Annotated in this window: 12 protein-coding genes and 1 tRNA gene; 11 read left to right on the top strand and 2 right to left on the bottom strand. The window is 69.0% G+C overall.

Annotated features, from left to right (window positions below):
• Positions 1-96: 96 nt before the first annotated feature.
• Entirely contained in the window at positions 97-2,820 is a 2,724-nt protein-coding gene (polA, locus tag ACIRPU_RS32895) for a DNA polymerase I (RefSeq protein ID WP_403873900.1), read from the bottom strand.
• 235 nt (positions 2,821-3,055) lie between these two features.
• On the opposite strand from polA, the gene ACIRPU_RS32890 reads away from it, so the two are divergent.
• The 9 genes from ACIRPU_RS32890 to ACIRPU_RS32850 all read left to right on the top strand — a co-directional run bounded on the left by ACIRPU_RS32890 (position 3,056) and on the right by ACIRPU_RS32850 (position 13,097).
• On the top strand, positions 3,056-5,335 hold the full coding sequence (locus ACIRPU_RS32890; RefSeq protein ID WP_403873898.1) for an FdhF/YdeP family oxidoreductase: 2,280 nt from the start codon (positions 3,056-3,058) through the stop codon (positions 5,333-5,335).
• 51 nt (positions 5,336-5,386) lie between these two features.
• Entirely contained in the window at positions 5,387-5,875 is a 489-nt protein-coding gene (locus ACIRPU_RS32885; RefSeq protein ID WP_403873896.1) for a PaaI family thioesterase, read from the top strand.
• A 72-nt stretch (positions 5,876-5,947) separates the two neighbouring features.
• Positions 5,948-6,361, top strand: a complete 414-nt coding sequence (locus ACIRPU_RS32880) for a hypothetical protein (protein WP_403873894.1) — start codon at positions 5,948-5,950, stop codon at positions 6,359-6,361.
• On the top strand, positions 6,358-7,086 hold the full coding sequence (locus ACIRPU_RS32875) for a Tat pathway signal sequence domain protein (RefSeq protein WP_403873892.1): 729 nt from the start codon (positions 6,358-6,360) through the stop codon (positions 7,084-7,086). Before ACIRPU_RS32880 ends, ACIRPU_RS32875 begins: the two co-directional genes overlap by 4 nt.
• Before the next feature lie 271 nt (positions 7,087-7,357).
• Positions 7,358-8,587, top strand: a complete 1,230-nt coding sequence (locus tag ACIRPU_RS32870) for a branched-chain amino acid ABC transporter substrate-binding protein (protein ID WP_384124561.1) — start codon at positions 7,358-7,360, stop codon at positions 8,585-8,587.
• A 112-nt stretch (positions 8,588-8,699) separates the two neighbouring features.
• Positions 8,700-9,632, top strand: coding sequence for a branched-chain amino acid ABC transporter permease (locus ACIRPU_RS32865; protein ID WP_355707178.1), 933 nt, complete (start codon positions 8,700-8,702; stop codon positions 9,630-9,632).
• 5 nt (positions 9,633-9,637) lie between these two features.
• Complete coding sequence (locus ACIRPU_RS32860) at positions 9,638-11,464, top strand: branched-chain amino acid ABC transporter permease (protein ID WP_403873889.1); 1,827 nt, start codon at positions 9,638-9,640, stop codon at positions 11,462-11,464.
• 5 nt (positions 11,465-11,469) lie between these two features.
• Entirely contained in the window at positions 11,470-12,384 is a 915-nt protein-coding gene (locus tag ACIRPU_RS32855; protein WP_355707176.1) for an ABC transporter ATP-binding protein, read from the top strand.
• Entirely contained in the window at positions 12,381-13,097 is a 717-nt protein-coding gene (locus tag ACIRPU_RS32850) for an ABC transporter ATP-binding protein (RefSeq protein ID WP_355707175.1), read from the top strand. Before ACIRPU_RS32855 ends, ACIRPU_RS32850 begins: the two co-directional genes overlap by 4 nt.
• An 87-nt stretch (positions 13,098-13,184) precedes the next feature.
• On the opposite strand, the gene ACIRPU_RS32845 is transcribed toward ACIRPU_RS32850, so the two are convergent.
• Positions 13,185-13,841, bottom strand: a complete 657-nt coding sequence (locus tag ACIRPU_RS32845) for an ANTAR domain-containing response regulator (protein ID WP_385554623.1) — start codon at positions 13,839-13,841, stop codon at positions 13,185-13,187.
• A 100-nt stretch (positions 13,842-13,941) separates the two neighbouring features.
• Here ACIRPU_RS32845 and ACIRPU_RS32840 point away from each other — a divergent pair.
• A tRNA-Leu gene (locus ACIRPU_RS32840) sits at positions 13,942-14,023 on the top strand.
• A gap of 80 nt (positions 14,024-14,103) precedes the next feature.
• Positions 14,104-14,892, top strand: coding sequence for a helix-turn-helix domain-containing protein (locus ACIRPU_RS32835; RefSeq protein WP_403873886.1), 789 nt, complete (start codon positions 14,104-14,106; stop codon positions 14,890-14,892).
• Positions 14,893-14,898: the final 6 nt, after the last annotated feature.

The raw sequence follows: 14,898 nt of genomic DNA, 5'->3' as shown, positions 1-14,898 counted from the left end.
CCTCCGTGCGGTGAAGATTCGACACCTCCACCACACACGGGGGCCTTCGCCACGATCAAGACCGGCCCGCGTTAACAACGCTCGTGATCAATACACCTAGTGCGCCGCCGACTCCCAGTCCGCGCCCGCGCCGACCGACACGTCCAGCGGGGCCCTGAGCTGGACGGCGCCGGCCATCTCACGACGGAGCAGCTCCTCGACCGCCACACGCTCACCGGGGGCGATCTCCAGGACGATTTCGTCGTGGACCTGGAGCAGCATGCGCGACCTGAGGTCCGCCGCGCGCAGGGCCGCGTCCACCTTGAGCATGGCGATCTTGACGATGTCCGCCGCCGTGCCCTGGATCGGCGCGTTGAGGGCCATGCGCTCGGCGGCCTCGCGGCGCTGACGGTTGTCGCTGTTGAGGTCGGGCAGATAGCGGCGGCGGCCGAACAGCGTCGCCGTGTAGCCCGTCGACCGCGCCTCGTCGACCGCGCGGCGCAGGTACTCCCGTACACCGCCGAAACGCTCGAAGTAGGCGTCCATCAGGCCACGGGCCTCGCCCGCGTCGATGTTCAGCTGCTGGGACAGGCCGAACGCCGACAGGCCGTACGCCAGCCCGTAGGACATCGCCTTGATCTTGCGCCGCATCTCCGCGTCCACCGCGGTGGGCTCGACGCCGAACACCTGGGAGGCGGCCGTGGTGTGCAGGTCCTCACCGGAGGTGAACGCCTCGATGAGGCCGGCGTCCTCCGACAGGTGGGCCATCACACGCAGCTCGATCTGGCTGTAGTCGGCGGTCATCAGGGACTCGAAGCCCTCGCCGACGACGAAGCCGCGGCGGATCGCCCGGCCCTCGTCGGTGCGGACGGGGATGTTCTGCAGGTTCGGGTCCGTGGAGGACAGCCGGCCGGTCGCGGCCACCGTCTGGTTGAACGTGGTGTGGATGCGGCCGTCCGCGGCGATCGTCTTGATCAGGCCCTCGACGGTCACCCGCAGCTTCGCCTGCTCGCGGTGGCGGAGCATGATGACCGGCAGCTCGTTGTCCGTCTGGCCGGCGAGCCAGGCCAGGGCGTCGGCGTCGGTGGTGTAGCCGGTCTTGGTCTTCTTCGTCTTCGGCAGGCCCAGTTCCCCGAAGAGGACCTCCTGGAGCTGCTTGGGCGAGCCCAGGTTGAACTCGTGCCCGGCCGCCGCGTGCGCCTCCTTCACGGCCTGCTGGACGGCGCCCGCGAACATCTGCTCCATGGCCTCCAGGTGGGCGCGGTCGGCGGCGATGCCGTGCCGCTCCAGCCGGGCCAGGAGGGCGGAGGTCGGCAGTTCCATGTCGCGCAGCAGGTCGGCCGCGCCGACCTCCTCCAGCCGGCCGCGGAACGCCTCGCCGAGGTCGACGATCGTGCGGGCCTGCACCATGAGGGCCTCGGCCTCGGCGCCGTCGTCCGCGCCGAAGGCGAGCTGGCCGTCGGCCGCGGCGGCCGGGGCCAGCTCACGGCCCAGGTACTCCAGGGACAGCGCGTCCAGGTCGAAGGAGCGGCGGCCCGGCTTGACCAGGTAGGCGGCGAGCGCCGTGTCCATCCCGACGCCGGCGACGGACCAGCCGTGCTCGGCGAAGACACGCATGGCGCCCTTGGCGTTGTGCAGCACCTTGGGGCGGTCCTCGGCGGCGATCCAGGCCGCCCACGCGTTCTCGTCGGCCTCGTCCAGCTCCGCCGGGTCGAACCAGGCGGCCGCTCCCGCCGCCGCGGCGAGCGCGATCTCGGCGACCGAGCCCGCGCCCAGCGCCCAGGCGTCGACGGTGGCGACGCCGAGGGTCTCGGTGCCGTGCTCCGCGAGCCAGCCGGCCAGCTCGCCGGTGCCCAGCACCGTGCCGTCCAGCTCCACCCCGCCGGTGATCACCGGCGTCGCCTCGGCCTCCTCGCCGCCCGGGTCGACGGCGAACAGCCGCTCCCGCAGCGACGGGTTCCTGATCTCCAGGGTGTCCAGGATCATCGCGATGGCCGTGCGGTCGTACGGGGCGCGCTCCAGCTCGGCGACCGTCTTCGGCAGCTCGACGGTGGTGACCATCTCGGTGAGGCGGCGGTTGAGCTTGACGGCCTCCAGATGGTCCCGCAGGTTCTGCCCGGCCTTGCCCTTGACCTCCTCGACCCGCTCGACGAGCTCCGCGAACGAACCGAACTGGTTGATCCACTTCGCGGCCGTCTTCTCACCGACCCCGGGGATGCCCGGCAGGTTGTCGGACGGGTCGCCGCGCAGCGCCGCGAAGTCGGGGTACTGGGCGGGCGTCAACCCGTACTTCTCGACGACCTTCTCCGGGGTGAACCGGGTCAGCTCCGAGACGCCCTTCGTCGGATACAGCACCGTGGTGTGCTCGGACACCAGCTGGAAGGAGTCGCGGTCGCCGGTGACGATCAACACCTCGAAGCCCTCGGCCTCGGCCTGGGTGGCCAGCGTGGCGATGACGTCGTCCGCCTCGAAGCCGTCCACCGCGAACCGGGACACGTGCATCGCGTCGAGCAGCTCGCCGATCAGCTCGACCTGGCCCTTGAACTCGTCCGGCGTCTTGGAGCGGTTCGCCTTGTACTCGGTGAACTCCTCGGAGCGCCAGGTCTTGCGGGACACGTCGAACGCGACCGCGAAGTGCGTGGGCGCCTCGTCACGCAGGGTGTTGGCCAGCATCGACGCGAAACCGTAGATCGCGTTCGTCGGCTGGCCCGTCGCGGTGGTGAAGTTCTCCGCGGGCAGCGCGAAGAACGCGCGGTAGGCCAGCGAGTGCCCGTCCATGAGCATCAGGCGGGGCCGGCTGCCGGCGGGGGTGTCGGTCTTCTTCGCTGCTGTCTCTGCCACGCCCCCGATCCTGCCACGCCCCACTGACACTCGGTCCCGGCCATCACGGCTCACGGGATCCCCCGGGCCGTCGGCCGCCCGCTGTCCGCCGCCGTCCCGCCACCGTCCGACGGCCGCCGGCCCATGTCCGCAAGCTTTGCTCCCGCCCGCCGACCGGACCGCACGTGAACGCCGTCGGTGCCTCGTGCGAGGATCGTCGCCGTCCATGGCACAGGCGAGCGAAGGAGAGCGCGCGATGGCAACGAAGCCGCCCAAGGCCGATCCGGTCCAGGACGCTCCGCAGGTCGCCGAGCCGAAGCACGTGGCGGCGGGCCTGCCGGCCGTCGGGCACTCCCTGCGGATCGCCCAGCAGCAGATGGGTGTGAAGCGCACCGCGCTGACCCTGCTGCGCGTCAACCAGAAGAACGGCTTCGACTGCCCCGGCTGCGCCTGGCCCGAACCCGAGCACCGGCACACCGCCGAGTTCTGCGAGAACGGCGCGAAGGCGGTCGCCGAGGAGGCGACCCTGCGCCGGGTCACCCCCGAGTTCTTCGTCACGCACCCCGTCGCCGACCTCGCCGGCCGCAGCGGCTACTGGCTCGGCCAGCAGGGCCGCCTCACCCACCCCATGTACCTCCCCGAGGGCGGCGAGCGCTACGAACCGGTGACCTGGGAGCGCGCCTTCGACATCATCGCCGAGGAGACCGCCGCCCTCGCCTCACCCGACGAGGCCGTCTTCTACACCTCGGGCCGCACCAGCAACGAAGCCGCGTTCCTCTACCAGCTCTTCGCCCGCGAACTCGGCACGAACAACCTCCCGGACTGCTCCAACATGTGCCACGAGTCGTCCGGCTCGGCCCTGTCGGAGACCATCGGCATCGGCAAGGGCAGCGTCCTGCTCGAGGACCTCTACCAGGCCGACCTGATCATCGTCGCCGGGCAGAACCCGGGCACCAACCACCCGCGCATGCTGTCCGCGCTGGAGAAGGCCAAGGCGGGCGGCGCGAAGATCATCAGCGTCAACCCGCTGCCCGAGGCGGGCCTGGAACGCTTCAAGAACCCGCAGACCCCCAAGGGCCTCACCGCGGGCGCCTCGCTCACCGACCTCTTCCTGCAGATCCGCATCGGCGGCGACCAGGCCCTCTTCCGCCTCCTCAACAAGCTCGTCCTCGACACCGACGGCGCGCTCGACGAGGCGTTCATCGCCGAACACACCCACGGCTTCGAGGAGTTCGCCGACACGGCCCGCGCCGCGGACTGGGACGAGACGCTCACCGCGACCGGCCTCACCCGCGCGGAGATCGAGGAAACCCTGCGCATGGTGCTCGCCTCCGAGCGCACCATCGTCTGCTGGGCCATGGGCCTCACCCAGCACAAGCACTCCGTGCCGACGATCCGCGAGGTCGTCAACTTCCTTCTGCTGCGCGGCAACATCGGCCGCCCGGGCGCGGGCGTCTGCCCGGTGCGCGGCCACTCGAACGTGCAGGGCGACCGCACCATGGGCATCTTCGAGCGGCCCGCACCCGCCTTCCTGGACGCCCTGGAGAAGGAGTTCGGCTTCACGCCCCCGCGCCAGCACGGCTTCGACGTCGTGCGCGCCATCCGCGCACTGCGCGACGGCGAGGCGAAGCTGTTCTTCGCGATGGGCGGCAACTTCGTCTCCGCCTCCCCGGACACCGACGTCACCGAGGCGGCCATGCGGCGCGCCCGGCTGACCGTGCACGTGTCGACGAAACTCAACCGCTCGCACGTCGTGACGGGAGCGCGGGCCCTGATCCTGCCGACGCTCGGCCGCACCGAGCGCGACCTCCAGGGCGGCGGCGAGCAGTTCGTGACCGTCGAGGACTCCATGGGCATGGTGCACGCCTCACGCGGCCGCCTCACGCCCGCGAGCACCCATCTGCTGTCCGAGCCCGCCATCGTCTGCCGCCTCGCACGCCGCGTGCTCGGCGAGGACAGCACGGTGCCGTGGGAGGAGTTCGAGAAGGACTACGCGACGATCCGGGACCGCATAGCGCGCGTGATCCCCGGCTTCGAGGACTTCAACGCGCGCGTGGCCCGCCCGGAGGGCTTCACCCTTCCGCACGGCCCGCGCGACGAGCGCCGCTTCCCCACCGCGACCGGCAAGGCCAACTTCACCGCGGCCCCCGTCGAGTACCCGCGGCTGCCCGAGGGCCGGCTGCTCCTGCAGACACTGCGCTCGCACGACCAGTACAACACCACGATCTACGGCCTCGACGACCGCTACCGGGGCATCAAGAACGGCCGCCGGGTCGTCCTGGTCAACGCCGAGGACGCGCGCGCCCTCGAACTCGCCGAGGGCTCCTACGTGGACCTGGTGAGCGAATGGCGCGACGGCGTGGAGCGGCGGGCGCCCGGCTTCCGGGTCGTGCTCTACCCGACCAGCCGGGGCTGCGCCGCCGCGTACTACCCGGAGACCAACGTCCTGGTCCCGCTGGACGCCACCGCCGACACCAGCAACACCCCGGCCAGCAAGTCCGTCGTCGTCCGTCTGGAACAATCGGCAACCGACTGAGCGTTTGCTTAAGTCACACCGACGTGTGATCGACGAACGGAGCCGGGCCCCATGGGCGAGCAGCAGCACGTGAAGTTCCCGCAAGAGGTCATCGACGAGTACGACGCCCTCGGCATCGACATCCTCGCCCTGTTCTCCGCCGGACACCTGGGCAACCGCATGGGCGTGGAGATCATCGAGGCCTCCGCGGACCGGGTCGTCGGCACCATGCCGGTCGAGGGCAACACCCAGCCCTACGGCCTGCTGCACGGCGGCGCCTCCGCGGTCCTCGCCGAGACCCTCGGCTCGGTCGGCGCCATGCTGCACGGCGGCAGCACCAAGATCGCCGTCGGTGTCGACCTCAACTGCACCCACCACCGCGGAGCCCGCTCCGGCCTGGTCACCGGCGTCGCCACGCCCGTGCACCGCGGGCGCTCCACGGCGACGTACGAGATCGTGATCAGCGACCAGGAGGGGCGGCGCGTGTGCACCGCGCGGCTCACCTGTCTGCTGCGGGACGTACGGGCCGGCGACGGGGCACAGGCGGGCCCCTCGGCCTGACGGGCCGGCCTCCGGAAGGTCACGCGCGCGTGCCCGTTGCCCACCGCCGCCGCGGCGGCCTAGCGTCGGGGCATGACCACGGCAGGAGCCCCCCGGGCGGGGGCGGCGGGGCGGCTGCTCGGACCGGCGTTACTGACGGGCCTGCTGGCGACCGGCTGCGGAGCCTCCGGGACCGCCGGCGCCGGCGGCACCCCGCCGACCTCCCCGTCACCGCCCCCGTCCACCACCTCGCCCGAGGAACTGTGCGCCCGCATCGTCGCCCACTGGTCGCGCGAGGTCCTGGACAGCACCACCTACGGGGACTACCAGTCGATGGGCCTGTCCAACGGACAGTACGAGATCCTGCGCACCGTCGTGGACGCCGCGCGGGCCGCGAAGAGGAGCCAAGGGGCCGACGCGGCCGACGAGTTGATCGACCGTGAGGCGGGCGAGGGCTGCGCGAACCGGTACCGCTCCGGCGGCCCGACCGAGGGTCCCTGGCAGTGAGCGGCGTAGGCCCCGTGGAGCCCGGCGAGGGCACGCACGCGTGGGACACCCACGATGACGGCCGCACCACCGACACCGATCCCGCCACCGAAGCCGGCCGCACCGCCCACGCCGACCGCACCCCCGGCCACGCCGACGCCCTCGACGCGGACGCCCCGACTCCCGCCGCCCGCCTGCTCCGTGGGCTCGCCCGCCTCCCCACCGCCCACCGCCGGGCCACGTCCGCCGCCCTCGCCGCGGTGGTCCTCCTCGCGGGCGGCGGCTACCTCTACGCGACCCGGCCGCACGAGCCCGAACAGGCGGCCCCCGCACCGCCGTTCCCGTCCCAGGTGGTGGACGTCAGCTACCTCGGCGAGGTCGCTCTACCGCCCGGCGCCCGCCCCCACACCTTCGCCTTCGAAGTGCTGCTCGGCGTGGACTCCGGCCCCCCGGTCACCGTCACGCGAATCGCCCAGCCGTACGCCGGGCTTTCCCTGACCTCGACCCCCCGGGCCCCCTTCCGGACAAAAGCGGGTTCCGTCCGCAAGGTCGTCGTCACCATGCATGTGACGGAATGCAAAAAAGTGCCGAAGAACGCCGGACTTCCTTTCGTGGACGTAACTCTACGTAATGCGCGCGCAATAGAAGTCCACAGTTTCATCCTCGGCACGCGCTATGCGCTCGACCTCTCCCAGGCCCTACAAGTCGCCTGTAGCAACGAATCCGGTCATCACCAAAACGCCTGAGACACCTGAACGTACCCGGGTTCGTCCTGCACGTTCTCAACATGCGGACAGGGCGAATCGGCCTGAATTCAGCTGTTCCACCCACCAAGTACCGCTCTGCATTACCTCGTGTCATAACAAGAGCGTCACAGCATCGGCCAGACCCTCCTCCCCATCAGCTCCACCCGCTTAGAGTCACGCCCAGTCACCGCGCGGCTGGAATACCCCTTCGGCCCAGCGCTCGACTCGGCCTCTTCCAGGGGGGAGGGCCGCCCAGGGAAAGGACTGGAACGTGCGTCAACGTTCGCTCATCGCCATTACCGCCGCGCTGTCCGCGGGAGCTCTCACCCTCACCGCCTGCGGCTCGCGTGACAGCGACGACAAGGGCTCCGACTCCGCCGACGGCACCGTCGTCACCATCGGCGTCGACGCCCCGCTGACCGGCGACCTGTCCGCGCTGGGCCTCGGCATCAAGAACTCCGTCGACCTCGCCGCCAAAACGGCCAACAAGCAGAAGTACGTCGACGGCGTCACCTTCAAGATCGTCGCCAAGGACGACCAGGCGCAGCCCTCCGCGGGCCAGCAGAACGCCACCGCCCTGGTCGCCGACAAGACCGTCCTCGGCGTGGTCGGCCCGCTGAACTCCTCCGTCGCCGAGTCGATGCAGAAGGTCTTCGACGACGCCAAGCTGGTCGAGGTCTCCCCGGCCAACACCAACCCGGCGCTCACCCAGGGCACCGACTGGGCCACCACCAAGAAGCGCACCTACTCGTCGTACTTCCGTACCGCGACCACGGACGCCATCCAGGGCCCCTTCGCCGCCCAGTACGTCTTCAACGACGCGAAGAAGAAGAAGGTCTTCGTCATCGACGACAAGAAGACCTACGGCGCCGGCCTCGCAGGCACCTTCACCGCCGAGTTCAAGAAGCTCGGCGGCACCATCGCCGGCACCCAGCACATCAACCCGGACAGCAAGGACTTCTCCGCCGTCGCCACCCAGGTGAAGAACTCCGGCGCCGACGTCGTCTACTACGGCGGCGAATACCCGCAGGCCGGCCCCCTCAGCAAGCAGATCAAGGCCGCCGGCGCCAAGATCCCCGTCGTCGGCGGCGACGGCATCTACGCCGAGGACTACATCAAGCTGGCCGGCGCCTCCGCCGCCGGCGACCTCGCCACCTCCGTCGGCGCACCCGTCGAGACCCTCGCCTCCGCCAAGGAGTTCGTCGCCAACTACAAGGCCGGCGGCTACAAGGAGGAGTACGGCGCCTACGGCGGCTACTCCTACGACTCCGCCTGGTCGATCATCGAGGCCGTCAAGAAGGTCGTCGAAGACAACGACGGCAAGCTCCCCGACGACGCCCGCGCGAAGATCACCGCCGCCGTCCAGAACGTCTCCTTCGACGGCGTGACCGGCAAGGTCGCCTTCGACGAGTACGGCGACGCCACCAACAAGCAGCTCACCGTCTACGCCATCGAGAACGGCGCCTGGAAGGCCGTCAAGTCCGGCACCTACACCGGCTGACACACCCACCGCACCACAGCTGAGCCGCGCGGGGCGCTGTTCCACAAGCGCCCCGCGCGGACTCACATCCGGCCCCCCGTCGAAACATCCGAACCGTCTCGGAGGACATGCGGTGAACGAACTGCCGCAGCAGCTGGTCAACGGCCTGCTACTGGGATCCATGTACGGCCTTGTCGCCATCGGCTACACAATGGTCTATGGCATTGTCCAGCTCATCAACTTCGCCCACGGCGAGATCTTCATGACCGGAGCGTTCGGCGCTCTCACGGTCTACGCGTACGTACTGCCCGACGGCACATCCATGGCGATAGCCCTGCCACTGATGCTCGTCGGAGCCGTGATGGTCTCCGTGACCGTCGCCGTGGGAGCGGAACGGTTCGCCTACCGTCCCCTCCGCAACGCACCACGCCTCGCCCCGCTCATCACCGCCATCGGCCTCTCCCTCGCCCTCCAGCAGGCCGTCTGGGCCTGGTACCCCGAAGCGAAGTCCGCCCGCGTCTTCCCCCAGATCGACGGCGGCCCCTTCGAGATCGGCAACGTCACCATCCAGACCGGCGACGTCTTCCTCCTCATCGCCGCCCCCATCAGCATGGCCTTCCTCGGCTACTTCGTCATGAAGACCCGCACCGGACGCGGCATGCAGGCCACCGCCCAGGACCCCGACACCGCCAAGCTCATGGGCGTCAACACCGACCGCATCATCGTGATCGCCTTCGCCCTCGGCGCCACCTTCGCCGCCATCGGAGGCGTCGCCTACGGCCTCAAGTACGGCCAGATCTCCTTCACGATGGGCTTCCTCCTCGGACTCAAGGCCTTCACCGCGGCCGTCCTCGGCGGCATCGGCAACATCTACGGAGCCATGATCGGCGGCATCGTCCTCGGCGTCGTCGAAACCCTGGCCACCGCCTACATCGCAGACATCCCCGGCATGAGCCAGTTCGGCAGCAACGCCTGGGCCGACGTCTGGGCCTTCGTACTCCTCATCCTCGTGCTCCTGCTACGGCCCCAAGGCCTGCTGGGCGAGCGCGTCGCCGACAGGGCGTGACACCGATGACGACACAGACCACCGCACCCGAAGCGCCGCTCGACAACACCGCTTCCGCCCCGGCCGGCCTCATCGGCATCCCGGCGCACACCGCCCGCCTCCTCGCCACCGGCGGCGGCATCCTCACCATCATCTCCACCTTCCTCGCCTGGACCTGGACCTCCGCCTTCCCCGGCGACCTCACCGTCTACGGCTACCCCGGCGGCCTCCAGGTCCTCGTCCTCATCGGCGGCGCCCTCACCACCCTCTTCGCCCTCGCCTCCTACGGCATCAAGGGCCTCGGCTGGCTCGTCCCCGCCGGCGCCGACGGCGCCATCAAGTTCGCCGCCCTCGCCACCTTCGCCACCAGCTGGTACACGGTCATCGCGATCAGCACCGACCTCGGCGGCGTCGTCAACCTCGAAATCGGCGGCTACCTCGTCGCCCTCGGCAGCCTCGCCGCCTTCCTCGGCGCCCTGGCCCTGCCCTTCGAACACCCCGCGGCCGACCCCATCGACCCCGACGACACCTCCTGGGAGCACAGCAAGCACAAGGCGTCCCACCGATGGGAAACCATCAAGGCCGCCTTCGCCTCCGGCACCGCCAAGCCCGTCGGCAAGCTCCCCGCCTACGCCGAGATCCTCATCATCGTCGCCGCCCTCGGCCTCGGCCTCACCGTCTTCACCTACGGCATCGGCACCGAATACGACGAACTCTTCGTCGGCTTCCTCATCACCGCCGGCTTCGGCTTCGCCGCCCTCAACAAGGCCGGCCTCGTCGCCCAGGCGAGCCAGATCACCGCCCGGCACCAGAACATCACCATCTGCGGCGCCTTCGTCACCGCAGCACTCTTCCCCTTCACCCAGACCGACGACCAGTACGCGACCCTCGGCGTCTACATCCTCATCTTCGCCACCGTCGCCCTCGGCCTGAACATCGTCGTCGGCCTCGCCGGCCTCCTCGACCTCGGCTACGTCGCCTTCCTCGGCGTCGGCGCCTACGCCGCCGCCATGGTCTCCGGCTCCCCCAGCTCCCCCTTCGACGTGCACTTCCCCTTCTGGGCAGCCGCACTCGTCGGCGCCGGCGCCTCCCTAGTCTTCGGGGTCCTCATCGGCGCCCCGACCCTGCGCCTGCGCGGCGACTACCTCGCCATCGTCACCCTCGGCTTCGGAGAGATCTTCCGGATCACCGCCAACAACCTCGACGGCACCTCCGGCCCCGACATCACCAACGGCTCCAACGGCATCTCCTCCATCCCGAACCTCAACATCCTCGGGTTCGACTTCGGCATCGTCCACGACATCTTCGGCTTCAACATCGGGCGCTTCGCCAACTACTTCTTCCTGATGCTCATCATCACCGCCATCGTCGTCATGGTCTTCCGACGCAGCGGAGACTCCCGCATCGGCCGCGCCTGGGTCGCCATCCGCGAAGACGAGACCGCCGCCCTCGCCATGGGCATCAACGGCTTCCGCGTCAAGCTCATCGCCTTCGCCGTCGGCGCCTCCCTCGCCGGCCTCGCCGGCACCGTACAAGCCCACGTCACCTACACCGTGACCCCCGAGCAGTACCTCTTCGCCGGCCCCATCCCGCCCAACTCCGCCTTCCTCCTCGCCGCCGTCGTCCTCGGCGGCATGGGCACCATCAGCGGACCCCTCATCGGCGCCTCCCTGCTCTTCCTCATCCCCAACAAGCTCCAGTTCCTCGGCGACTACCAGCTCTTCGCCTTCGGCCTCGCCCTCATCCTGCTGATGCGCTTCCGCCCGGAAGGCATGATCCCCAACCGGCGCCGCCAGCTCGAGTTCCACGAAGACGCGGAAGCGCCCACCGTCCTCACGAAGGCAGGGGCCTGACCACCATGACCACCGACACCACCACCAAGGACGCCCCTGTCGCCCCAGTCGGCGAAACGGTCCTCGACGCCCGCGGCGTCACCATGCGATTCGGCGGCCTCACCGCCGTCCGCAACGTCGACCTCACCGTCAACAGCGGCGAGATCGTCGGCCTCATCGGCCCCAACGGCGCCGGCAAGACCACCTTCTTCAACTGCCTCACCGGCCTCTACATCCCCACCGAGGGAGAGGTCCGCTTCAAGGGCAACGTCCTGCCGCCCAAATCCTTCAAGGTCACCGCCGCAGGCATCGCCCGCACCTTCCAGAACATCCGCCTCTTCGCCAACATGACGGTCCTCGAAAACGTCCTCGTAGGCCGCCACACCCGCACCAAAGAAGGCTTCTGGTCGGCCATCCTGCGCCTCCCCGGCTTCCACAAAGCCGAAGCCGCCTCCCGCGAACGCGCCATGGAACTCCTCGAGTTCGTCGGACTGGAGAAGAAGGCCGACCACCTGGCCCGCAACCTCCCCTACGGCGAACAGCGCAAGCTCGAGATCGCCCGAGCCCTCGCCAGCGAACCCGGCCTCCTCCTCCTCGACGAGCCGACCGCCGGCATGAACCCCCAGGAGACCCGCGCGACCGAAGAGCTCGTCTTCGCCATCCGCGACCAGGGCATCGCCGTCCTCGTCATCGAGCACGACATGCGCTTCATCTTCAACCTCTGCGACCGCGTCGCCGTCCTCGTCCAAGGCGAAAAACTCGTCGAAGGCGACAGCGCCACCGTGCAGGGCGACGAACGAGTCATCGCCGCCTACCTCGGCGAACCCTTCGAAGACGCCCCCGGCGACGAAGAGATAGCCGAAGTCGAGGCCGCCGAAGCGAACGCCGGAAGCGCCGACACCCCGACGGCCGCCGCACCCGGCAAGGAGAACGACCGATGACCGCACTGCTCGAAGTCGAGGACCTCCGGGTCGCCTACGGCAAGATCGAAGCCGTCAAGGGCGTCTCGTTCAAGGTCGAGGCCGGCGAGGTCGTCACCCTCATCGGCACCAACGGCGCCGGCAAGACCACCACCCTGCGCACCCTCTCCGGCCTGCTCAAGCCCGTCGGCGGCCAGATCAAATTCAACGGCAAATCGCTGAAGAAGATCCCCGCCCACAACATCGTCTCCCTGGGACTCGCCCACTCCCCCGAGGGGCGGCACATCTTCCCCCGCATGACGATCGAGGACAACCTCCGACTCGGAGCGTTCCTCCGCAGCGACCGAGCGGGCATCGACAAGGACATCCAGCGCGCCTACGACCTCTTCCCCATCCTCGGAGAGCGCCGCAAGCAGGCCGCCGGCACCCTGTCCGGCGGCGAACAGCAGATGCTCGCCATGGGCCGCGCCCTCATGTCCCAGCCCAAACTGCTCATGCTGGACGAGCCCTCCATGGGCCTCTCCCCCATCATGATGCAGAAGATCATGTCCACCATCGCCGAGCTCAAGTCCCAGGGCATGACCATCCTGCTCATCGAGCAGAACGCCCAGGCCGCCCTGTCGCTCGCCGACCACGGCCACGTCATGGAGATCGGCAAGATCGTCCTCTCCGGCACCGGCCAGGACCTCCTCCACGACGAGTCCGTCCGCAAGGCGTACCTCGGCGAGGACTGACCTCCCCTCGCACCCGACACACACAGACGACGAGGCCCGCGCCCCTTCTCCGGGCGCGGGCCTCGTCGTCTGCTTGTGCCGTGCGGCTCAGCCCTTGGACGACTTCTTCTCGTCGGCGTCCAGGATCACGGCCTCGGCGACCTGCTGCATCGACATCCGCCGGTCCATCGACGTCTTCTGGATCCACCGGAACGCGGCCGGCTCCGTCAGCCCGTACTCCGTCTGGAGGATCGACTTCGCCCGGTCCACCAGCTTGCGGGTCTCCAGCCGCAGCGTGAGGTCCGCGACCTCGTTTTCCAGCTCCCGCAGCTCCGTGAACCGCGAGACGGCCATCTCGATCGCCGGGACGACATCGCTCTTGCTGAACGGCTTCACGAGATACGCCATCGCACCCGCGTCACGCGCCCGCTCGACGAGGTCTCGCTGCGAGAACGCGGTCAGCATCAGCACCGGCGCGATGCGCTCCTCGGCGATCTTCTCGGCGGCGGAGATGCCGTCCATCTTGGGCATCTTCACATCGAGGATGACCAGGTCCGGCTTGTGCTCACGGGCCAGCTCGATCGCCTGCTCACCGTCACCCGCCTCGCCGACGACGCTGTAGCCCTCCTCCTCCAGCATCTCCTTGAGGTCGAGACGGATCAGCGCCTCGTCCTCGGCGATGACGACACGGGTCGTCAGCGGAGGCACGTGCGACTTGTCGTCGTCGGGCGCGTCTACGGGCTGGGGCGACTCGGGGGCGGTCACGGGGGCTCCTTGTTACGGGCCGGGCAGTGCTGCTGGTTATGCAGCCTACCTAGAGGCGGGGCGTCACGGTGACCCGGTATGCTTCCGATCAGCCAGTCCCGCCGGGTTGGTGGAATCGGCATACACACGGTCCTCAAAAGACCGCGCCTCACGGCTTGCGGGTTCGAGTCCCGCACCCGGCACCGATAAGCGGAGGATCACGTTCGCGTGATCCTCCGCTTTTTGCTGCGCATGGTCACGATCACTCACTCAGAGTATCCGTATGAACTTTCACGGAACTGAGGTTCGACAGAAGGCCGTCACACTGCTGCGCAACGGCACCCGGAACGCTGACGTGGCCCGTCAGTTCAACGTCCCTCCGGGCACGGTCAGCTATTGGAAGCACATGGACCGCGCCAAACGCAGCGAGTGTCCTGGCTCGCACGACCCGAAGTGCCCCCGATGCGACGGGCGAGAGCTCGACGAGTCGGCATACAGCTACCTGTTGGGGCTCTACCTCGGCGATGGCCACATCAGCCACTACTCAGAGCACCGCGTACCCAACCTCATGATCACCTGTGCCGAATCATGGCCCGGCCTCATGGATGAATGCGAGCAGGCCATGCGCACGGTCTTCCCCGACAACTCCGTCTGCCGAGTCCGCAGGACAGGCTGCCGCAACGTCAAGGTCTACTCGAAGCACCTGCACTGCCTCTTCCCTCAGCACGGCCCCGGCAAGAAACACGAGCGACCGATCATCCTCGACCCCTGGCAAGGGGCCATCGTCGATGCACACCCCTGGGAGTTCGTCCGGGGTCTCATCCACTCGGACGGTTGCCGCATCACCAACTGGACCGAGAAGACCGTCAGCGGTGAGCGCAAGCGCTACGAATACCCGCGCTACTTCTTCGCCAACAAGTCGGACGACATCCGGAAGCTCTTCACCGACACCCTCGACAAAGTCGAGGTCGAGTGGACGACTCTCGCTCGCGGTAGCGACCCGTTCAACATCTCCATCGCCCGCAAAGCCTCCGTCGCCCTACTCGACACCCACGTAGGCCCCAAGCACTGACCCAGC

The organism is Streptomyces sp. NPDC102259 (genome assembly GCF_044766465.1).
Taxonomy (GTDB): Bacteria; Actinomycetota; Actinomycetes; order Streptomycetales; family Streptomycetaceae; genus Streptomyces.
The sequence above is the reverse complement of the archived record's forward strand: the minus strand, read 5'-3'. Positions and strand labels throughout refer to the sequence as shown.